The 21,564-nt window shown below is 49.4% G+C and carries 13 protein-coding genes; 2 read left to right on the top strand and 11 right to left on the bottom strand.

All coding sequences use genetic code 11. The features are described 5' to 3' along the window. Positions 1-126: 126 nt before the first annotated feature. From F4Y64_08755 to F4Y64_08780, 6 genes are all read right to left on the bottom strand, one after another. Positions 127-486 (bottom strand): hypothetical protein, encoded by a 360-nt coding sequence (locus tag F4Y64_08755; protein MXX97685.1) that lies wholly within the window; start codon positions 484-486, stop codon positions 127-129. An 837-nt stretch (positions 487-1,323) separates the two neighbouring features. Then, positions 1,324-1,602, bottom strand: a complete 279-nt coding sequence (locus F4Y64_08760; protein MXX97686.1) for a hypothetical protein — start codon at positions 1,600-1,602, stop codon at positions 1,324-1,326. Between the two features lie 9 nt (positions 1,603-1,611). Beyond that, on the bottom strand, positions 1,612-2,019 hold the full coding sequence (locus F4Y64_08765) for a hypothetical protein (protein ID MXX97687.1): 408 nt from the start codon (positions 2,017-2,019) through the stop codon (positions 1,612-1,614). Positions 2,020-2,048: 29 nt separating this feature from the next. Continuing rightward, a complete protein-coding gene (locus tag F4Y64_08770) occupies positions 2,049-3,374 on the bottom strand; it encodes a Gfo/Idh/MocA family oxidoreductase (protein MXX97688.1) in 1,326 nt (441 codons plus the stop codon). Positions 3,375-3,406: 32 nt separating this feature from the next. Beyond that, positions 3,407-4,729: a Gfo/Idh/MocA family oxidoreductase gene (locus F4Y64_08775; protein MXX97689.1), complete on the bottom strand. Its 1,323-nt coding sequence runs from the start codon at positions 4,727-4,729 to the stop codon at positions 3,407-3,409. Between the two features lie 234 nt (positions 4,730-4,963). Continuing rightward, positions 4,964-7,102 carry a carbohydrate binding family 9 domain-containing protein gene (locus F4Y64_08780; GenBank protein ID MXX97690.1) on the bottom strand — a complete coding sequence of 713 codons (2,139 nt, stop codon included), beginning with the start codon at positions 7,100-7,102 and terminating at the stop codon, positions 4,964-4,966. Positions 7,103-7,241: 139 nt separating this feature from the next. Here F4Y64_08780 and F4Y64_08785 point away from each other — a divergent pair, with 139 nt between their 5' ends. After that, positions 7,242-8,063 carry an SDR family oxidoreductase gene (locus F4Y64_08785; GenBank protein MXX97691.1) on the top strand — a complete coding sequence of 274 codons (822 nt, stop codon included), beginning with the start codon at positions 7,242-7,244 and terminating at the stop codon, positions 8,061-8,063. Positions 8,064-8,120: 57 nt separating this feature from the next. Here the strand turns inward: F4Y64_08785 and F4Y64_08790 are convergent, their stop codons facing one another. After that, entirely contained in the window at positions 8,121-9,062 is a 942-nt protein-coding gene (locus F4Y64_08790; GenBank protein ID MXX97692.1) for a thioredoxin domain-containing protein, read from the bottom strand. 43 nt (positions 9,063-9,105) lie between these two features. Continuing rightward, positions 9,106-12,036, bottom strand: coding sequence for a S8 family serine peptidase (locus F4Y64_08795; GenBank protein MXX97693.1), 2,931 nt, complete (start codon positions 12,034-12,036; stop codon positions 9,106-9,108). A 754-nt stretch (positions 12,037-12,790) separates the two neighbouring features. Between F4Y64_08795 and F4Y64_08800 the strand changes: the two genes are divergently transcribed. Further along, positions 12,791-16,153 (top strand): T9SS type A sorting domain-containing protein, encoded by a 3,363-nt coding sequence (locus F4Y64_08800; protein MXX97694.1) that lies wholly within the window; start codon positions 12,791-12,793, stop codon positions 16,151-16,153. 710 nt (positions 16,154-16,863) lie between these two features. Here the strand turns inward: F4Y64_08800 and F4Y64_08805 are convergent. The 3 genes from F4Y64_08805 to recN are packed head-to-tail and all read right to left on the bottom strand — an operon-like array spanning position 16,864 to position 21,554. Beyond that, entirely contained in the window at positions 16,864-18,246 is a 1,383-nt protein-coding gene (locus F4Y64_08805) for a phosphoglucomutase/phosphomannomutase family protein (GenBank protein MXX97695.1), read from the bottom strand. Next, positions 18,243-19,835 carry an alpha-D-glucose phosphate-specific phosphoglucomutase gene (locus F4Y64_08810; protein ID MXX97696.1) on the bottom strand — a complete coding sequence of 531 codons (1,593 nt, stop codon included), beginning with the start codon at positions 19,833-19,835 and terminating at the stop codon, positions 18,243-18,245. Before F4Y64_08810 ends, F4Y64_08805 begins: the two co-directional genes overlap by 4 nt. A 12-nt stretch (positions 19,836-19,847) precedes the next feature. Further along, entirely contained in the window at positions 19,848-21,554 is a 1,707-nt protein-coding gene (gene recN / locus F4Y64_08815; protein ID MXX97697.1) for a DNA repair protein RecN, read from the bottom strand. Positions 21,555-21,564: the final 10 nt, after the last annotated feature.

Raw genomic sequence — 21,564 nt, forward strand, 5'->3', positions numbered from 1 at the left:
CAGTGACCTCCAAGAAAGAACGTAACAAGCGACCCATCGAGAGCGGTGGCGAGGCGTGCATTCCCACCTATACCCGAATCTGTGCCAAGCCTTTCGGACGGGGCAACTCCCACCTTTTCAAACGCTTCAGTTGTTACTACAGCGGACACTTCGTGACACTGCGCTAAACAATCTGATGTTGCCTTCACTGTCGCCTTCGACATTGAAGTCTTCGCCACTGCGGCACAACCGAGCCTCGGTGTCCGATAGCGGCAGTTGAGTACATGCCCGCTCGTAGGCCGAATTCAGCGCCTCCTCACGCGTGCTGCCCGTCCCCGTGCCCGTCCCGGATCCGCTTGGTGAACTCAGATTACCGAGCGTGGACGGTTCAAGAGTCAGTGTCACAGTACATTCCCAAGACGCCGATGAAGGGGAGGCAGTGTCACATGCACTTAAGGTCAAGCCGACCGTCGCCGCTGTAAGGATCAATAAGTCTAATCTACGCATCGTTTGTTGACAGAGTATTCGTTTCCGGGTCATACTTTCAGGAGAGCCTCTTGAAAAAACCTAAAATCTAAAACCGGGGCAAATCACAAACAGAGCCCAGTGAACTTTACAGTACAGTTTCCAGTCCGTACGATTTTTTGTGCTTCGGGCACACAGGTCCAGACACTCGCCTAGTGAATATTGTCCAGCTAGCAAGTCGTTATGGACAGGAAACCCTGTTTGCAAAGATAGTAACTCTTCAAGTATTTTTTCGCCAATTGTATTCTTTATCTGTTGTATAATGGCCAATATCGGTGTTATTACTGTTAATTCATGCCAGATTATATGTTTGAGCCAAAGCATGGAATAATCACAATCAATTTAACGGTTGGCGCACAGTGCGAGACCCGGATGGTTCTTTCGCACCAAATCGAGATGCGGGCGAATGACTGAATCCAGGGGATCTACGAAAAGACGGGGGATTAAACCTCCCTCTTGATCTGATTAGATGGGCAAGTTCATCTTAATACATAAAGGTGGTTGGGGAGTCCGATGTATCCTGAGAGGAATCGTTACTTCAGGTCCCAAACCATGGGGTAGGAGCGGCAGAACAGCCGATATGGCATGGACTGTGCTTGCTCACGTATGCAGGTCGCCACTGCAGCCTCTCCGTATTATGCAGGAAAACTCAATGATTGAAATCCCGTCTAATAACCGCTCTGACATGACCCCAGTGTTATGCTCAGGGTAACGTCTGACCCGTCTGTCCTGTCTTGATATTCACAAGGAACCCGAACGGTCAGGCCCCAACTTAAGAATATGATTTCCAAATATTTAAATCTAGAGTCCTTGGGTGCGTCAGTTATTGAACCAGCCCGGTATGGATTCTTCCTCTGTAATCTGCAGATCCTGAATGGCGAACCATCCCTCATTTTCCATTCCGCTACTGTTTTTATATGTGGTAGACTCCCCTTCCAGAATCTCAATATCCACCACATAGGCCAAATCTTTTTTCATACCGGGAGCAACCTCCACTTCGGAGGCTACATCTGCTACACGACCGGTAATCGCTCCGATCATGATCCCATCGCGCGTGTACAGATGCACACGAACCCGCTTGCCCATTAAGTGATACATCGTCTGACCTTATTGGTCTGAACGAGTTGCCATCAACGGCAAATCCACTCCAAATTGAACGACATGAATCCCCCCGCTCAAGCCCTCTTCACCAAGCACCAGGGAGACATGCATCGTTCCAAACTCAGGGTTGTCGAACGAAAATGACAGGGTTTGTGTCTCTTCATCAAACTCGACTGAATATGCGCTGATGATTTCCTCAGGATTATCCTCCTGTCCTTCTTCCGCTAATGAAACCTCTAATGAATCTCCTTGGACAATCATCAGTGTACCCGTGTAAATCCCCTGGGGAGAGTCGATACTGTAAGTCCAGTCACCCGCTACAGGGCTTTCCTCCGTAGACAGTTCTCCAGTAGAGGCACATGCGCCAAGTACAAGTACCAGAAAGAAGATGAATAACGTATATCTATACTTCATAGTTACGTACTATAAGTTAATGTATATGTTTAAGGTCGAACTACCCGGGGTTTGAGAGAGGTCAGTGATTCAATGCGCACGGGCTCCCCCGTCTTTACACTCTCTCTTGCCGCAACTCCAATCAGTACCGACATTGCACCATCTCTGGAACCCGCTGCCTGGCGATAAGGATCTGGAGTATCTTCACCTTTGAAGATATGGTCTTGTAACCTCCGATCTCCCCCACCATGACCACCGCCACCATGCGGGATTTGTATCAATTCAGTCTGCCTGAAATTATCAGTCACACGAAGCTCATCAAAGGGCTCATCTTCCCAGGGCTGACGTTCCTTGATCCAGGCCTCCAGTCTCCCCTCCGTACCATTAAATGCAATCCGGTATCCTTCATAGGGAGAATAGGTTGTACACGAGTAATTGACATGGACTCCATTTGCATACTGAATCTGTGCGCTCATCTTGTCATAGATGTCAATCTCTTCACTCCACACGCATCCATCCCGTAGATAGCCGTCATGGTGTTCGTGAGCAACATAGAGATTCATTGAGCTCTCACTTTCCGTAATATCCCAGTAGTGCTTGCACTTGGAAGCATGTGGGCAGCCTCGGCAATTTGTGTGGCGAAATTCATTGTTATGCCCATAGTATTCAAGATCTCCGTACGCAAAGACTTCTTCTGGCTCCGATTCCAGCCACCAGTTTAATAAGTCGAAGTGATGCGTTGCCTTATGTACAAACAGCGTACCCCCAAACCGTTCCTTTCCATGCCAGCGCCGAAAATAGGATGCCCCATGGTATACATCCAGATACCAGTGAAAATCTACCGAGGTGACCTTGCCAATCCGGTTATTCATCAGGAGCTCCTTCATCGCCTGACGATGCGGAGAATAACGATAGTTGAATGTGACCGTTACATTCTTACGTGTGAGTGCCTGTGTATCAAGAATTGCCTGACACTTCTGAGCATCCGTGGTCATAGGCTTCTCTGTAACGACATCACAGCCGAGTTCCATCGCCCGGATGATAAACTGGTGATGTGTGGAATCCACCGTAGTCACAATCACCGTGTCCGGGCCAGTCACACGGATCATCTCATCGAAATCCGTAAAGGTTGGGCAACTGGCCCCCATGTATTGTTTCACATACTCCAGCCGCCCGGGATTATGGTCACACAAGCCAACATATTCAACCTCATTTGCATAATCACGAATCAGGTTCCGTCCCCACATCGTACTCCCACGAATTCCCGTCCCTACCAGAGCGACCTTCATGCGTTGAGATTTTTTGGTCTCAGGCCTAACAAACAACCCAGCTGCCGCAGCAGTACTACCGGTCCGAATAAAATCACGTCGATTCATTTCTTTGCTGGTTGATTCGTTGGTTGAAAAGATCACTCCTTGAGTTCCCAGCCCGGCTCATATTCCCGCCCCCACATACCCATCGCCTTCTCATCATTCAAAATATGACCGTTTGCCGGATCACAGTGAAGTGTATGTCCCGTTTCCTGAGCAATGTTGCCTAAGTGGCACAGCAGTGTACTCTTGTGTCCCTCATCAATCGGAGAATTCTGCGGAACTCCATCCCGAATGACCTGAAGCATATTTGCAATATGCCGATCTGTGAGCCCTCCACCACCTCGAATATCCAACGTTGCCTCACCTGTTATCCGTGATCGTTTCCATACCTCCCGATTATCCTGATCGTAGACCGTATAGCCATCACGGTCCATAATTACCGTTCCTTGCTCACCATGAATAGATGCACCCCGACCCCGACCCTCAACAGGATAAAGGTTACAGCTTCGGCCATCCCATGTAATGGTCTTGCCCCCCTCAAAGTCAAACGATGCAATTTGCGTATCATAAAACTCCCAATCGTCATCGTAGCGATACCTTCCCCCGGAAGATGTGACTCTGATGGGGTAATCAACACCAAGGGCCCAACGACAAATATCAATCTCGTGCGTCCCATTATTACAGATCTCGCCGGTGCCCCAGTGCCAGAACCAGTGCCAGTTGTAATGAATCAAGTTGTCCTTGTACGGCATTCTTGGAGCAGGGCCCTGCCACAAGTCGTAGTTCAGCCAATCGGGGATCTCAGCAGGTTGGCCTCGACCAATGGACCCGCGGTTGTTGGCATACCACGCCCGGCCGTAGTAAGGACGCCCAATGATCCCTTGCCGGATCGCATCAATGATCTGCGCAGATTCTACAGAAGCACGCTGTTGATTCCCCATCTGCACAACGCGATCATAGCGCTTTTGGGCCCGCACCAGCATCTCCCCTTCTTCAGGATTATAGCTGCATGGCTTTTCCACATAGACATGCTTGCCAGCCTGAAGCGCCATAATTGCAGCGGGGGCATGCCAGTGATCTGGCGCGGCAATGACAAGAATGTCTACATCAGGATTGTCCAGCACCTCACGCAGATCCATCACTCCAGTCGGGACACTGCCACCATTGGCTTCAGTAACCTCTGGAATAGATCTTGCGATCGCACGTTCATCCACATCACAAATGTGCGTGACTTCACAGCCCTCTGCCCTCGCAAACGAAGTGGCGAGTACTCCACCACGGCTGTGAACTCCCATTACGGCAGCTGTAAGCCGGTTTGAAGGTGCGGCTAAACCTCGTGCAGCACCAAGAAAAGTCGCTCCGGCCACACCGGCAGAAGCGGTTTTTATAAATGTTCGGCGATTGGGTAGTCTGGTCATGCGTCGTAATTGTTTGATTCAAAAACAATTTACAACGCAGGCCCATACAAATCGAAATGATTATGTGCGAAAAAGGTATTGAACCTTGAAAAATATCTGTCGACTGCTCTGCCGAAAATACTTTTCAGCCCCCTGTGGGCGGCTGAACTGATCAAAATCGTGCGTTGATCCTACATGTAGTGCCGTGAACGCATTGATCTTGTAGGTTAACAGTGGATCAATTTCCAAAGACTTTTAGAAATCACTGTACTGCACGATAGTGCGCAAGAAGAAGTGACGAGTGAACTGGTATTTCACACGCGTACGTGCAATGTACCCACTGAAGAATTCTTCGCTCGTTTCCTTATCTGAAAGCCGTGAGTAGGAGAATTGCGGTTGAATGGACATCCGCTGCGTCGGGCGCAGTGTCCCCCATGCACTGACTTCCAGACTGTTCCCAATTTCCGGCTCATCGAGAAAGCGGGCAATGGACTCTCCGAGCCCTGCCTCTACTCCCAGACTGATCCTCTTGCTGAAATTGCTGAAGACCATCGCATTCAACCTGGTCATCCCATCAAACTGCGTACCGGCAAAATTCTCCTCCCGGTACCACCAGTTGATTTGAACATTCGTTTGCCGTTTAAGCTGGACGAAGACTGCAGAGCGAAAGAAAAAGTTTTTTTGCAGGCCGTCAAAATTCCAACTGGAACCCACTAACACATTCGGTCGGATCCGATCAACGAACCCCAGCACCTTTTCAGGATAGATCGTTACGCCCTGCCAAAGGTACGCTGACTGGTCGTTATTCTGGCGGACGAAGCCGTTGTCCGCCCGAAATGTTGGACTGATCGCTTCATAGCCCCCTTCAAATGACCAGTACCGCGCCCCCCGATCAAGCTCAACCCTTGCAGCATACCCGCTAAATGACTCACCGTCCAATGCACCTGTGTATCCCTTCTTTCCAAATGTAATGTCCCCCACATCCTTGCTCAATTCTTCATCTGTGGACTCAACACTGTTACTGTACACGAACTGGCCACTGAGTGTATACTTCTGCAGAATCCTTGCAGCTGCATCAACGCTGACGGTTGACCCCGATCCACCTTCATCCAATCTACGATCCGTCACGAGTGCCCCAACGAAGGAATCATTGTTGAAATTATGCCGCACTCGCAAGATATTGGAAACACTGCGCCCCCCTTCCAGCACACGACTCTCTTCCTCAAAGGGCAATAGAAGTGGTGAGTTATTATCTCTTGCGCCGATGTACGCTACATCCACAGACCCAAACCGTCCTGTTAACTTGGCGGCCCCGATCGGATCATTAATGGATCGGGTATAGACGGTCTGGATATCGGTGTCAAACAACCCCGACCCTTCCTGGAAAAATGGACGCCGCTCCTGGAAGAACAGCGCAAACGTGGAATTCACGTCAATCTGTGCCTCGTCCGACTCAATCTGGCTAAAATCCGGATTGACTGTGACATCCGCTGTGAGTTCAGATGTGATGCCATATTTCAGATTCAACGATGGTTCAAGAGTCATGCGATCATTTTTGAACCCGGAGGCGGGTTCGCCCGCGTCCCGGAGTGCACCGACTCCGCCCCCAGTTAATGAGGGTAGTATTTCGAGATTGCGCCCGGCTCTTATACCACGGATCCCATTGATCTCGCCAAGTTGGCAACTTACACATGGATTATCCTGGTCAATAGCAGCCCAGGAATATTGATTTCTGCTTTCACGAGGCCGGGTAATCCAGAGTGTTATTCCCCAAGTTTGCTCGTCTATGCTCGGAAAGCGCAGACTCTTGAACGGAATTGCTATCTCAACCTGGTACCCATTCTCGGTGATCTGGCCACCGGATCGAAACAGGATATCAAATCCTTCATCCTCATTATTCGGGGAAATAAACGTATCGGCCTGGATCCCGAGAGGATTTGCTGCGATGAAATACATGCCTTGGCCATCACGATTGGGATCCAGTACAATTCCGGCATAATCATCCTGCCAAATCTCATCACGATCACTGAGATTGGCTCGTATCTGACTCGGATCATCTACGACAATAATTCCCACATAGAGATAATCGTCATCGTACATGACCCTTCCACTCAATTCCACAGGAGGGCGACTTTGCTCATTCGGGAACACTTCCGAGAAATTACTGATCGGCACAACATCACTCCAGGCATCCTCATCCAATTGCCCGTCAACCCGTACTACTCCTTTTGCTCTGGTGACGGTTAGAGTCGGTTTAAAGCTGGGTTGGAATCCTTCAGAGGATTCGACTTCAGGCTCACTGGTTTCGTATTCTAAACCTCCATTACTGGATTGCGCCTGGGTGAGGGACACCAAACAGCCACACAACACAGTACTTAGAAATAGTCGAAGCATAAATCAGATGGTTTGATCGTGAGGATTATGCTTTTGTATTCCCAGGCATACAACAGCGTCTGCCCGCATTACGAGAGTATTTGCCATATTGTTACGGAGGGTTTACATTTTCTATAGTTCAGATAAATCCAGAAAAATCATGTTTGAAGATCAGGTCGTCTTAATTACGGGAGCTGCAAATGGAATTGGGCTCGCTGCTGCCCAACAGTTTGCCACCATGGGAGCACAGATATTCATCAATGACCTAGATGCAGATGCATGTACATCTGCGGCACGTTCCATCCAAGACGCAGGAAATGCCGCATGGCCCTTACCCGGCGATGTGACGGATCCAAAAACTCCCGATCTGCTGATCCAACGGGTGCTTGACCAGTGCGGGCACCTCAACATTCTGGTGAATAACGCCGGATTTACTTGGGATGGGATGTTGCACAAGATGACCGATGAACAGTGGCAACAAATCCAGGAAGTTCATACGATGGCTCCCTTTCGTTTAACTCGTGCAATTGCGCAAATATGGCGCCCCTTGGCAAAAGAGGAGATGAAAACTGGACACCCTCATCCTCACCGATGTATTGTCAATGTGTCTTCAACCTCTGGCCTTCATGGCAATATCGGACAGATCAACTATGCCACAGCCAAGATGGGCGTGATCGGTATGACGAAAACCATCGCCCGGGAATGGGGCATATTTGGCATCCGTTGCAATGCGGTTGCTTTTGGGTTCATTGATACGAGGCTGACGCGTCCCTTGGATGAAGGACACACGCTCTCGATTGAAGGAGAGGAGATTGCACTCGGGATCCCCCAAAAAATCAGAGATGCCTCCTTTGCTGCGATCCCCATGGGAAGGCCGGGGACGGCGGATGAGGCCGCTGCTGGCATTATTCTTATGGCATTACCACTGGCCAGCTACATCACTGGACATACGCTGGAAGTGACGGGCGGACTCGGAATCTGATTCTTCAAATACGCCGCCTATGCACCAGTTACGACGAGGTCCTTCGCGTAAACTAGGCTATAGATCCTCCCTGACCTTGGCAATCAGGTCATCAAAGGCTTCCACAGGATGCGCTCCACTCAGGAGATAGCCATTTACAAAGAACGCCGGTGTTCCCGTCAGGCCAAAACGCTCGGCCGTTGCAGTCGAAATATCAACCTGAAGTGTCACACTTCGATTCGCTACCGAGGATTCATCGGTAGTACAATTCTGCCAAGCATCAAGATCAATATCAGTTTCCTGCAACCAGGAATGGGCCTGCTGCGGCATTGACTCACTTGAAATATCGCTCTGCAACTCAAAGAAGTTGTCGTGCAGCACCCAAAATGCGTCCTCACTCTGCCTTGCGGCACAATCCGCTGCTACCGCTGCAGGCTTTGCCCAATCATGCATACCCAGCGGGTAATGCAAGTACACAAAACGAATCTCTTCAGGGTACTTATTCAGAAGCTCTTCCATAACTGTGCTGGCCCGCGCACAATACGGACATTGAAAATCACTGAATTCATAAATCGTGATGGGGGCATCCGACGGTCCTCGACTCGGCTTACCTTCGGCAAAACGGCCTAATGCACCATGAGTCTCGGCAGCAACCTGCTTTTCTTGCGTTGCCTGCTCAGCAAATTTCTCGGCTATTTCTGCCTCTGTCAGGCTCACATCGATTGGATTTGTCGTGAGAAGAATAAGATGCCCTTGTTCTTCGGAAAGCAAAAATTGAAGTGTCTGTTGCCCATTGATCGTAAGCGAACCCTGCTTGAGACCGCTATAAAGACTGGGCTCCAACTCCCCAATAGTGAGTTCAGCCCCCTCCAGGTCAGGGATACGGAACCGCAAATTTGCCAAGAGTCGCTCTTGATCAAATCCCTGTGCAGTGACAGAGCATACAACCAAGAAATTGATCAAAAGTAGAGTCCACCGCATGGTAAGCCCGTGAGATCCGTGGCGAACGATGGGTTTCATTAAATGTTGCGAAAAACAGATCGCGCTCGCTCGCCGAGTCTCTTTATCTGATTCGCACAAAACGTCCAACCTGCACGGAACGTTCTGTGGGCGAATCTGCAGTCACACGGTATAGATAGAGCCCCGCAGGCAGCGTCGCACCGTCTAATTCGATATTCTTTGACCAGCCGGCCGTCATATCACTCTCAGGGACGCTCAGAACACGTCTTCCGGTTACGTCGATCACTTCTACCCGAACACGAGCCTGCCAGGGAAGATCAAACGCCAACTGCGTGGTTTCCTGGAATGGATTGGGATAATTGCTGTGAACTGCAAATTTTTCTGGTAAAGATTCTCTTCCACTCGTTTCTTCTATTGCCACAGCGATACAGGTGGGGCCGATTACGAAGTCAACATTTTGCAGCCACTCCTGGAATTCATTATCCTCGGGGGCGCAGAGTTCCTGTCCTGAAAACGCAAGAAACTGGAGGCTATCCAACTGCATCAAACTTCTGGGGAGAATTCCTGTCAAAGCATTGTTTGACAGATCCAACTCTGTTAATTTTGAAAGTTGTCCCAACTCTGGTGGAACCGTCCCGGTAAGCTGATTCTCGTTTAATCCCAATGTTTGAAGATCAGAAAGCTGTCCTAGTTCTGGTGGAATCGGTACGGTAAGCTGGTTGGTAGTCAACCGCAAACCCTCCAACTTCGAGAGTTGGCTCAGCTCCGCTGGGATAGCTCCAGTAAGCCGATTTTCAGTTAAGGACAGGAATCTTAATTCCGAAAGCTGTCCTAGCTCTGGTGGGATTGATCCAGATAATTCATTCAACTCAATAGAAAGCACAATTAGTTTTGAGAGTTGTCCCAGCTCTGGTGGGATCGATCCCGTCAGCAAATTGAATGACAAAATCAACGTTTCTAATTCCATGAGTTGCCCCAACTCATGGGGAATCAAGCCAGAAAGCTCGTTTACGGGTAACCATAAATTCCGTAAACCCTCGACTTGGCCTAATTCTGGTGGAATCATCCCCGAAAGATTATTTCCGGGCAAAATGATTTCGACCCCATCATGAATGACTTGCACTCCGAACCATCCGTTTAATTCCTCAATCGTGGGAGTGGCCGTAGTGTCCCAACCTGAATTGTCCAACCAGTTGTCACCGTCTGTAGATTCATAGAGAGCATGGAGTGCCTCTACCAGACTTACCAAATTGAGAGGTTTGAAGATATTCAACACGTCAGGCTCGTCCGTAAAGGAACCATCGCGAATTTGGACGGAGAAATGGGTCCCGCGAATCTGAGTAGCATCATCGGCAACCGAAAAACGAAACGTCACCATCGTAGAATCTCCAGTATCCAAAATCCCTACTGATTGCTCTGCACCAAGTAGGGTGATATATGGATAGGATTCCAGAGGTGCCAGATTTACCGTCAGCTGTTGGGTGGCGGTTAGGTAATTCACAAAGGTCACGTTGACCGCAACCTCATCCCCAGGATCAAGCTGCTGATTACCGTCGCTATCCTCCCATGACCAATTCTTGACGCGTACAGCCGGGACCGCTACCTCTTGCAAACTGGCCTCGGCATTGACGAGCCCTCCAATCAACTGCCCCTCATGCATGGGCAATGAGTTGTCCGCATCTATATTCTTGGCCGAAAGCCGCAATCGTTCACGAAGCTCATCCGGCAATATGTCGGGAAAACGCGTTTTCACCAGCGCGGCAATGCCGCCGACTAGTGGAGATGAAAATGATGTGCCTGATACATGAAAACAATCTTCATAAGGAGAGCACTCGTCGCTGGTGTACTCGTCATCAGGGAGAGTCGTATTGATATCTACACCAGGAGCATATATGTCGACCGACTTTCCATAATTCGAAAATTCCGCAAGTTGCCCTGAATCTTGCTCAGTTGCACCAACCGAAAGCACCCGAGGATGCGAGTCTGGATAGGTCGGATAGAGATCGTTATTTGAGCTCGCATTACCTGCCGCCGCCACCACCAAAGCCCCCATGTCTGTGGCAAGGTCCAGTGCCTGTGAGACCATACGTAGTTGCCGATCCCCAGGAAATCCACCAAAACTCGTATTGATGATATCGGCACCATTGGTGGCCGCATACAGGATGCCCTCAAAAGCACCACAAATCTCCTCTTCTACGCAGAATATATTTATATGCATCAGCTTTGCATTCCAGGCCGCACCTGCAATCCCCACCCCGTTATCAGATACGGCACTCGCAGTACCTGCAACTGCTGTCCCGTGACCTGTTATTTCTGGATAGGTAGGATCCGGCGTAGGATCATTGTTTGCATCATCCCCATTGTTAAAATTCACCCCGTGCACGTCATCAATGAAACCATTACCATCATCATCTATCCCGTTATCTGGAATCTCATCTTCATTGACCCACACGTTCGCCAACAGATCCTCATGGTCCCAATCTCCGCCGGTATCTATAATTGCAATTACAATCGGATCTGAAGCATCTTCTGCCTTGACTAGGTCCCAGGCCTCTGGCAAATGAACGAGTCCTAGATACGGCTGCTGCTGTGCGTACTGAGGATCATTGGGCTCTGCCTGGAATACTGATCCATATCTACGAAGAACCAACACCGGCTCGGCATACACCACCCCAAATTCCGACGAAAAATCCCGGGAAACCTGCACTGGATCTGTCTGCACCCTATAACGAACATAGTACGTACGGCGAAGGGCCTCCAAGTTCTTTGCTATCTTCGGAGTGGACTCCACATGATCCAAAAAAGGATACACGCGCTCAATACTGTATACATCATACCTCTCTGCCGCACGATCAAAGCCCGACAGATTTGCTTTCGTTGCTCCCTTGCCAATCACAATATCTGACTCAAACTGTACAATTACAACTTGCTCCTGGAACTCAGGACCAGGCTCCTGCGCCACGACTACGTTCGAAAGTCCAGCAAAAAGTAGGATGAACAGGAAGATTGGGTTGAATCTCTTATTCGCTAGCATGATTTAGAAGATGATTGATTTGTGGTGGTAGCCGTTGCAGTTGTACCATCACGACGAAATTTTGTCTATAGCCCGGCCTGAGCCTGTTTGTCTCTAACGAACTGCGCCGGCTTCTAACTCATAGACGTTCCAGAGGAACAAAAGGTCACAAACGAGCCTCTTGCGAAGTTTTTTTGTTGCCCTAACACCTTATCTATTTTGGGGCATCAATTGTCCCCAATTGCCTAGATTACGCGAAGGATCGGCATGGCACAAGTTTCAAATTGTAGTGGATTATTCATGTAGTTCGGCTGTTCTCTGTTTTCAGAGAATCTGTCCTTGAGAATATTATTTCAGCGATTTTATACATTTCGACGTCCTCTTTTGGCGGACGTTTTGTCTCCATTCGATGCGTATTTCCCCAACTTTAGTCCCATCAATTTGAAGATTATTCGCTGGAATGGCTTGAGCTCTGCACCCTGTTCGAGCAGGATACAATGTGCTTTGTTTTGTGCTAGTACGGTTGTTATCCGATGCTGCTGATTGAGTGTGACCTTGAGCGTTCCCCAACTGCAAACCCCGATTGGAGGCTGGAATCAACGATTTGGGTCGATGAAATTCGTAAATTAATGCCAGAATTCGGTCAGCATGACTCCAAAATTTGAAACTTGCACATAGCAGAATGATCACCTCCTACTTTGTACACCCAAGTGATCTTTGGGCGTTTGTTCAATTGAATATCGATCGCGTATCTACTCACTAGATCTCATAAAAAATGCCCCAGCCTAGATCATTTCCTGCTGCAGATCTGTCATTTATCAGTTTGGCTACTTTGGCTCTTGTTGTTTTGTTAATTGGGGTTTCCTTTCTACCCTCTCCTCCACTGCAGCAGCCAGAAACTATCGTTGGCATTGAAAAATCTACCCGTTTTGAAGAGCGGCTCGGGTATCCTGATAAATTTGCGGAGCATTTTGCAGCGGTTCAAGGAATTTATGATGGATATACACCCTATCCTCCTGGCCACAAAATTAGAGAGTTCCAAAAAGCCCTCCTTACCAATGCCAAGCGCGGAAAAATCTCAACCGGACTAAATTGGATTGAGCGTGGCCCCGGAAATGTTGGAGGGAGAAGCCGTGCAATTGTTCCGGATCCATCCGATCAAAATACATGGTTTATAGCTACTGTAGGCGGAGGTGTATGGAGGGCGCGCCGATCAGTAGCATTTGGTCTAGAGAAACTCGATTGGACACCGTTAACCGATCACCTACCCAGTCTCTCAGCTACCACTTTGGATATATCCAGAAATAATCCTAACGTGATATATTTTGGAACTGGAGAAGGGGTGCTCGGTGTCTCTTCCTCCAGCGGAGTTGGAATGTTTAGGTCAACGGATAAAGGAGAAAACTGGACTCATTTGTCGGCAACAAGCGTATCCTATGATGAAGATTGGCGCTTTGTGAACCGTATTGCCGTTCATCCCGATAATCCGAATATCGTCGTAGCTGTAACCAACGGAGCAATTTTTCGCACCGAAGACGGAGGCGAATCCTTCAGTAAAGTCCTGGACCTAAAGCTAGATCTGGGACTGGGAGGGGTTCAGGGCCCGAGAGCCAGTACAGGAAGGGTTCAGGATCTGAAAGCGAATAGAAAGGATTTTAACCTTCAGTTCGCGGCGGTTAACCGATTGGGTATCCTTAAATCAACGGACGGCGGTAAGTCATGGAATACCTCCTTAACAGGATTTGTTTACGGAGCGGAACGAATTGAATTGGCTATTTCTGAATCAGATCCAAATGTCATTTGGGCCTCGGTAGAGGGTACGGGTGCGAGAAGGAATTTAGGTTATCCCATAGCAGATCTTTATCGCTCCGTAGATAATGGCAATTCCTGGCATTTGGTTGAAATTGCTCAGGGAACGTTCCCTGAAGCTACCGTCTTTCTCGGGGCCCAGGGATGGTATGATAATTCAATTACTGTTCACCCCTTTTCCCCCGACACCGTGTATCTAGGTGGTATATTTCGATGGAAAGCCTGGATAAATCCTGGTGGAGAAGAACTTGAACTAAGGACAGTCATCCTTAATAAGCGTGCCCCATTTTTGAGCCTTTACAGCTTTGGGCAAGATTTTGCGGCCGGTAGAGTGGGTGGGGGGCATCTAGATGAGGCGGCTGAAGAAATTACTGAAGACGAAATGTCATCTGTTGAAATTCGATTCGGCCCCGGACTTACGCAAATGGCACACCGATTCACTGTCCCCCCAAACAGTGAACGTCACCGAGACTGGAGAGAAGAAGGAATTCCATATCCCGGATACACATACGCTGATTATGTTGAGGTTCCATTTCAGGCTTGGGATACAGACAATGATCGACAATTAATGGTTTCGTTTCGGGATCAGGGCAATGATGGGGCATGGAATCTTATCCATTCGAATGTCAGGGGTCTCGAATCTTCACACAGCAGGGAACTAACGTTTATTTCCAAATATGACTATGACGCGTCTAGCCCCAAGCCTGAATACACTGAAAAGGGAGGGTTTGCTAAAGGCCTTATGTATTCTTTCTGGCCATACCTCCATCCCGACCAAGCAGAATGGGATCCCAGTTCTTCTCCTGATGGAGTACTTGACATTGATGTTATTCCTGCACGGGGAGTATACCGCACTACGGAGCTATGGGAAAACGGAAATGTTCATGTCGACCACCACGATCTAAGAGTGATTCCGATTGAGGAAAGGATGAACGAATTCCATATTCTCAATGCGAATGATGGCGGAATCGCTTACTCGAGAGACGGTGGATACAGGTGGTTTCAGGGAGACGCGACTGCAGGATTTAATACATCCCAGTTTTACGATGCGACCAAACGTCCAAGTGGTCAAGAGTACCTCGGTGGTACGCAGGATAATGGTACTTATCGTTCCAGTTTCTCTCCCAGTAACCGTCAAGGATGGGCCCATGTATTGGGCGGAGATGGCTTTGACGTAATATGGAAGGGAGCGGATTCATTGATGGGGTCAATTCAGTTTAATTACATTTTGCGATCAATTAACGGTCTACCATGGGAAGTGGCTGGTAATATCCAGGGTTTTGACGGGCAATTTTTAACAACCCTTGGTTGGACACCGGAGTCAAAGGATGTTGTCTTTACAATTTCCCCCACATCTGGTCTGCTTCGATCATTGGATTTCGGGGGCTCATGGCATATAATTCCACTTTCCGACTACGGTCAATGGCGTACCCCCTTGAGGGGTGGCGGTAAGGTGCGTGTTTCTCTTGCGGATCCCTCAGTGGTTTGGGCCGGAAATCGATTTACGCAGGAGTACGGAGGAATAACTCTCCATGTATCTGAAAATGCGCTGGACCCTGTTCCTGGTGATGGAGTTGATCATCCTGTGAGGACTCGTGCAATTCCCCCACCTAGCTTTACACCATCAGCTCGGATTGCTGGGCTGGCAACACATCCTTTTGATCGTGCTACAGCCTACGTCACATTTGCTGTTCCTTGCTTCCCAAAGGTAATCCGAACTGAAGATATGGGAGATACCTGGGAAGATCTTTCAGGATTTGTTGGGGTACCTGAAACGGTTTGTGAGAGCACCAATGGATTCCCTGATGCTCAGGTATGGGATATTGAGGTATTCCCGAATACACCTTCGATCATTTGGGCGGCGACCGACATGGGAATTTTTGAATCGCATGATGATGGCGAGACCTGGGCTTATGCAGATAATGGATTGCCTGCTGTTAGCGTATGGCGTATCCGCATTGTCGATGACGAAATCATTCTCGCCACACACGGTCGTGGGGTATGGACATTGAATATTGACCAAATAAACACCGATACGGATCGTATTGCCCATGAAATTCCAGATTCATTCAAATTGCTCGATAATTACCCCAATCCATTTAATCCGACAACCACAGTCAACTTTAAGGTCGCATCCGAGAGTCACATACGCGTGACCGTATTCGACATGCTTGGACGCAAAGTCGCGATTCTGACAGATCAACCTTATGCCGGTGGAATCCATCAGATTCAATGGGACGCTTCGGCCATGGGGAGTGGCCAATATCTTTATCGTATGGAGGCAGATGACAAAGTGATCGACACCAAATCAATGATCCTGGTCAAATAATGTGTCACTTGCTCTGCAGATTTCGTAAACAATGTAATTTCAAACGTAGCCCGTAGCCTTGTTCTCAACATGCCCCCCATCAGCCATCATCTGTGCAAAGTATTGGCCCGGCCATGACCTGACTTCCCGTTCATTTCACTCATGTCGTGATACCATTAAAGCAGAGAGATCTCCTCACAGCCCCTGATTTGCCGAAGATCAAGAAAAATTCAGGCCCAGGTTCGGGAGAAACGACTGTGCAAACGGATTTCGAGACCCTAACGACATCCCGCTAAAGCGGGTCGGGGGCATTGACATGCACATCTGGATCTACGGCCGGGAAAATCTGGATTCCTATCATACTCGTTGAACAGGGCCATTTGAAGCATTTGCTCCTCGGTAAGTACCACAACTCTGAACATCAGATGACACATCATCTTCTGGTGCCCACGCACGAAAACAAACCGTACTCTAAATTCATCCCTGAACCACCCAAACGCCTGCTCCACCGTGAATCGTTTTCGATAGCAGACCGATCAGCACCGACTCCAAAAACGGCTGGACCTTATGCCTGATGAATCTACTGTCCCATAACACAAGCGCGAATGTGAGCATCCAGTCCCAGTTAAAGAGATTTGTAGATGAGAACGAAGATTTAACGGCTACGAGGCAAGATTACGTCCGTTTTTTCACTGGATGTCATAGATCTTATTGCGGACCTCGGACAAGCATTATTCCCCAAACTGAACCCGCGTATCTTCAACTAATTCCTCTGCTTCCTTACGCGTTGGAGCTTCCGCATAAATCCGAAGCACAGGCTCCGTACCGGACGGACGGACTAATAGCCAGGCATCCTTCATCAAATGCTTAAAGCCATCTAGTGTATCCACCGACTGGACTTTCCGACCTGCAATTTGCCGCAGCCCACCCGTCTGGCGTAAGGCTGCAATAATTTCAGGCTGCTTTTTCGTTTGCACATCTGAGCGGTAGTAGGCATGCGATCCAAACTCATCAAATAACTCCTGTACCAAGGCGGTGAGGGGTTTGCCGCGTTGCACCAGCATCTCCAATAACACAAGTGCCACATAAATGCCGTCCCGCTCCGGGATATGCCCCGCTACCGCTATGCCTCCCGATTCTTCCCCACCAACAAGTACACTGATCTCAAGAAAACGTGGCGCCACATATTTGAATCCGATCGGATAGGTCTCCACCGGTAAGCCCCAAGCAGTTCCCATCTTTTCCAGGATCGCAGATGTTGCAAACGTGCGTACAATCGCACCATTCTGGTTGCACTGTTTGTGCAAATGTGCTGCCAGAAGTGCCATTACCAAGTGAGACGTAACGACATTGCCCCGCTCGTCCACAATACCAATCCGATCCGCGTCACCATCATGCGCAATCCCGATTGCAGCTTTTTCCTGTACAACACGACGCATGAGTTCCCCCAGATTACGCTCTATCGGTTCCGGTGGCCTGCCTCCAAAACCAGGGTTGATCTCCCCGCGAATTTCTGTAACAAACTGATCTCCCAATAGCGTGGATAGAATACCCCGACCTGCCCCATACATTGGATCATGTACAACCTTCAGATCCATGGATTCCAGATCAAATTTCCCCTTCAAATACTCCACATACTCTGTCGTGATATCCCGCTCGATCACCTCCCCCACATCACCAGTATATGAGCTTGATGGATGAGACGAAATCAGGCGTTCAACTTCTTCAGTCATTTCCTGCGTGGCCGATCCCCCAAACTTCGCTTTGATCTTGTATCCGCTGTACTCAGGAGGATTATGGCTGGCTGTAATGACCACTCCTGCGCTCACTTGTGGAAGTAGATGAGTTGCCCAACTGATCGCCGGAGTAGGCGTAGGACCCGCTGCGAGAATCGCCGTAGCACCTTCTTCTGCAATCACCTGCGCGACATGCTCCGCGAATTCACGTCCCATGAAACGCGTATCATAACCAACAAGTACACCAGGGGGTGTGCTCCCGGATTGCTTTAGCCACTGGACTGTTGCACGGGCCAGTCGCCCCAAGTTGTCAAACGTAAACTCCTTTCCTATGACTGCACGCCAGCCGTCTGTGCCAAAGCGTATCGTATTACTCATACTGATCCACCGGCAGATAGCGCTTGGTTCACGATTGATTGCGCTTCCATTGTAATCTGGGCTAAATGTTCTTCTCCCAAGAAGCTTTCCGCGTAGATCTTGTACAGATCCTCCGTTCCTGACGGCCTTGCAGCGAACCATCCATTTTTTGTGGTCACCTTGAGTCCACCGATCATTTCGTGATTGCCGGGGGCTTTGGTGAGCTTGGATTCAATTGATTCACCTGCAAGCGTACTGGCAGTCACATGATGCGGAGATAACCTGGCCAGTGTTTCCTTCTGAACAGGTGTGGCAGGAGAGTCCATCCTTACGTATGCAGGCTTCCCAAAACGCTCAGTCATGACTTGATAATGCTGCGCAGGATCAAGATCGGTTGCAGCGAGAATTTCCGCCGCCAAAAGTCCCAAAATGATTCCATCCTTATCGGTCGTCCATACCCTGCCATCTCTACGGAGAAAGGATGCTCCGGCACTTTCTTCACCGGCAAAGCCGCAGGTCCCTTCGTGTAATCCCGTTACAAACCACTTGAACCCAACCGGCACCTCAAAGAGCTCACGACCCAAGTCCTTTGCAACCCGGTCAATCATGGAACTGGATACAAGCGTTTTTGCAAAGCGGGCATCTTTTGACCACTCTGAGCGGTGCTCAAATAAATACTTGCCCGATACAGCCAGATAGTGATTGGGGTTCATGAGCCCACCTTTCCTGGTGACAATCCCATGCCGATCTACGTCTGGATCATTGCCAAAAGCAATGTCATAACCCTCCACCTTTTCAACTATACGTTGCATGGCGAATTTGGACGAACAGTCCATCCGAACTTTCCCATCATGGTCAAGTGGCATGAATGCAAATGCTGGATCAACGGTGCTGTTGACGACATCAATGGAAAGGTCATAGCGCTCAGCAATCGGCTCCCAGTAATGCACCGCAGCGCCTCCCATAGGATCCACTCCAATCTTCAATCCTGCACTGCGAATCAGACCCATGTTTACAACCGAAGAAAGATCGTTCACATAAGGAGTCATCAGATCCTTTTCTACGGTTGTGGACGCACTCAGAGCCTGTTTGATTGGAATCCGTTTGACTCCCTTCAATCCACACGCCATTAACTCGCGTGCCCGCTCCTGAATTGCCTTCGTGAGACCGCTTGATGCGGGGCCGCCATGTGGCGGATTATACTTGAAGCCACCGTCCTCCGGTGGATTGTGTGACGGGGTAAGAATCACCGCATCTGCCAGATGCTCCGAATGATTGCGGTTCCATTCCAGAACCGCATGAGAAATCACCGGTGTCGGAACGTACCCTTCCCCCAGAATTACATCCAGACCATTCGCGGCAAAGACCTCAATTGCCGTGATGCTCGCGGGCTCGGACAAAGCATGGGTATCCTTGCCAAGAATAATTGGGCCGGTTGCCGACCGAAGTTCACTGACTGCCTGGCTGATAGCCAAAATATGTGCTTCGTTGAACGTGCCCTTGAGTGAAGACCCTCGATGACCTGATGTCCCAAACGTCACCTCCCCTTCCGGGGCCCCCGTGTAGTATGTGCTGACTAATCGAGCAATATCATCTGACCCGATACGCATTCTATATTTCGTTTAATTTTTCATGAGTTCTCTGGCACTCTGCCGCATGGCATCCGTCACTTCTGATCCCGTGATCAGCATTGCGACCTGCTCCAGGGATTCTTCGCTACCCAATCGCCTTATCTGGGTTATGGTTCTACCTTCCGATACCCGCTTTTCTACCACATAGTGCGCATGCGCCAATGCAGCAATTTGCGGCAAATGGGTGATCGCGATCACCTGGTGATTGCGAGCCAACTCCGCCATACTCCTGCCCACCTTGCGTGCAATTGAGCCACTGATTCCAACATCTATCTCATCAAATACTAGAATGGGAAGCCGGTCATTTTTTGCCAGGATCCGTTTAATGGCCAACATAATACGACTAATCTCACCCCCAGAAGCTACACGTGTAAGCGGACGAAAATCCTCTCCTGTATTTGTCGTAATCAGAAAGGCCACATCATCCATCCCATGTGGGTAGGCCCTGTAATTCTTTGCTCCGTTCGCGGCCGTCTGCAACGAAACCCATCCTGCAGGATCCGTGTGCTTCTGAATTCGAACGCGAAGTTTTCCCGCTGCCATGCCGAGTCTTGCAAACTCTGCTGTAATGGAGGATTCGATCTCTTTGGCTACTTCGCGGCGCCTGAGAGACAATTCGTTTGCCGTATCTGAGAGAGTTTTCTTGACATCTGCCAGATCCAGCTCCACTTTTTCAAGAGTTGCATCGTAGTTCACGGCGATCTCATACTCTTTCGCAATCTGTACACGGTGATCAAGTACCGCTCCTACACTGCCACCGTACTTTCTCTTCAGCGTGTCAAGTTCCCCTAGCCGATCACGGATTTCTTCAAGCCGACTTGGACTGAACTCAATCCGAGCACTATAGTCCTGCAGGGTTGCAGCGATTTCCGTAACCGAGATTTGCGCTTGTTCAATCTCCTGGCTCGCCGCCTCCAAGGCGGGGTCAATTCGTGCAAGATCCCGAAGTTCATTCTGTGCAATTGCGAGCTGGTCCGCCGTGGAATCTTCTCGAGCATAGAGCATGGAATGAAGCCGTGCAGTGACACTGTGGAGCTGCTCGGCGTGTTCCAGCCTGTTCATCTCTTGTCTCAGCGTGTCTTCTTCTCCCTCCTGCGGTGCGACCGAATCAATCTCTTCAATCTCATATGTCAGTCTCTCGCGAGATGCTTCCAGGCTGCTTTGTCTGGTTTTGAGCGCTTCATGTTCTTTTATCAGATCACGGACCTGTACATACGCCTGTGAATACACCGAACACATCCCTGCAAGTCCGCCAAAGCTGTCGATCAAGTTTAGATGAGTTTCCTCCCTGAGAAGCGATTGATGTTCATGTTGTCCGTGCAGGTCAATCAACTGTGCTGCAACCCTGCGCATCACCGGAAGTGTAGCTGGCGAGTCATTGATATAGCCGCGGCTGTGGGTCTTCGCAATCTCGCGTCTGAGAATCAGTACCGGCTGCGACGGGATCTCGTTCTCCTCCAATAGCATTGCCAGATCCGGCGATGCCCCCGCATCAAATACTCCCTCAATGATGGCTTTTCTGGCACCGGAACGGATGATACCCGTTGGGGCACGCTCTCCCAAGATCAATTTGAGAGCGCCGATCATAATGGACTTCCCTGCACCGGTTTCCCCCGTCAGAATATTGAGACCGCCCTCAAATTCGACCTCAAGCTCATCAATGATGGCGTAATCCCGTATGTAGAGGGTACGCAGCATCGGGCTGTCC

This window comes from Rhodothermaceae bacterium (assembly GCA_009838195.1).
Classification (GTDB): domain Bacteria; phylum Bacteroidota; class Rhodothermia; order Rhodothermales; family Bin80; genus Bin80.

What these genes read in the sequence shown, in the direction of transcription:
- F4Y64_08755 (MXX97685.1), bottom strand. Translation starts at nt 486, where the DNA reads ATGCGTAGATTAGACTTATTGATCCTTACAGCGGCGACGGTCGGCTTG.
- F4Y64_08760 (MXX97686.1), bottom strand. Translation starts at nt 1,602, where the DNA reads ATGTATCACTTAATGGGCAAGCGGGTTCGTGTGCATCTGTACACGCGC.
- F4Y64_08765 (MXX97687.1), bottom strand. Translation starts at nt 2,019, where the DNA reads ATGAAGTATAGATATACGTTATTCATCTTCTTTCTGGTACTTGTACTT.
- F4Y64_08770 (MXX97688.1), bottom strand. Translation starts at nt 3,374, where the DNA reads ATGAATCGACGTGATTTTATTCGGACCGGTAGTACTGCTGCGGCAGCT.
- F4Y64_08775 (MXX97689.1), bottom strand. Translation starts at nt 4,729, where the DNA reads ATGACCAGACTACCCAATCGCCGAACATTTATAAAAACCGCTTCTGCC.
- F4Y64_08780 (MXX97690.1), bottom strand. Translation starts at nt 7,102, where the DNA reads ATGCTTCGACTATTTCTAAGTACTGTGTTGTGTGGCTGTTTGGTGTCC.
- F4Y64_08785 (MXX97691.1), top strand. Translation starts at nt 7,242, where the DNA reads ATGTTTGAAGATCAGGTCGTCTTAATTACGGGAGCTGCAAATGGAATT.
- F4Y64_08790 (MXX97692.1), bottom strand. Translation starts at nt 9,062, where the DNA reads ATGAAACCCATCGTTCGCCACGGATCTCACGGGCTTACCATGCGGTGG.
- F4Y64_08795 (MXX97693.1), bottom strand. Translation starts at nt 12,036, where the DNA reads ATGCTAGCGAATAAGAGATTCAACCCAATCTTCCTGTTCATCCTACTT.
- F4Y64_08800 (MXX97694.1), top strand. Translation starts at nt 12,791, where the DNA reads ATGCCCCAGCCTAGATCATTTCCTGCTGCAGATCTGTCATTTATCAGT.
- F4Y64_08805 (MXX97695.1), bottom strand. Translation starts at nt 18,246, where the DNA reads ATGAGTAATACGATACGCTTTGGCACAGACGGCTGGCGTGCAGTCATA.
- F4Y64_08810 (MXX97696.1), bottom strand. Translation starts at nt 19,835, where the DNA reads ATGCGTATCGGGTCAGATGATATTGCTCGATTAGTCAGCACATACTAC.
- recN (MXX97697.1), bottom strand. Translation starts at nt 21,554, where the DNA reads ATGCTGCGTACCCTCTACATACGGGATTACGCCATCATTGATGAGCTT.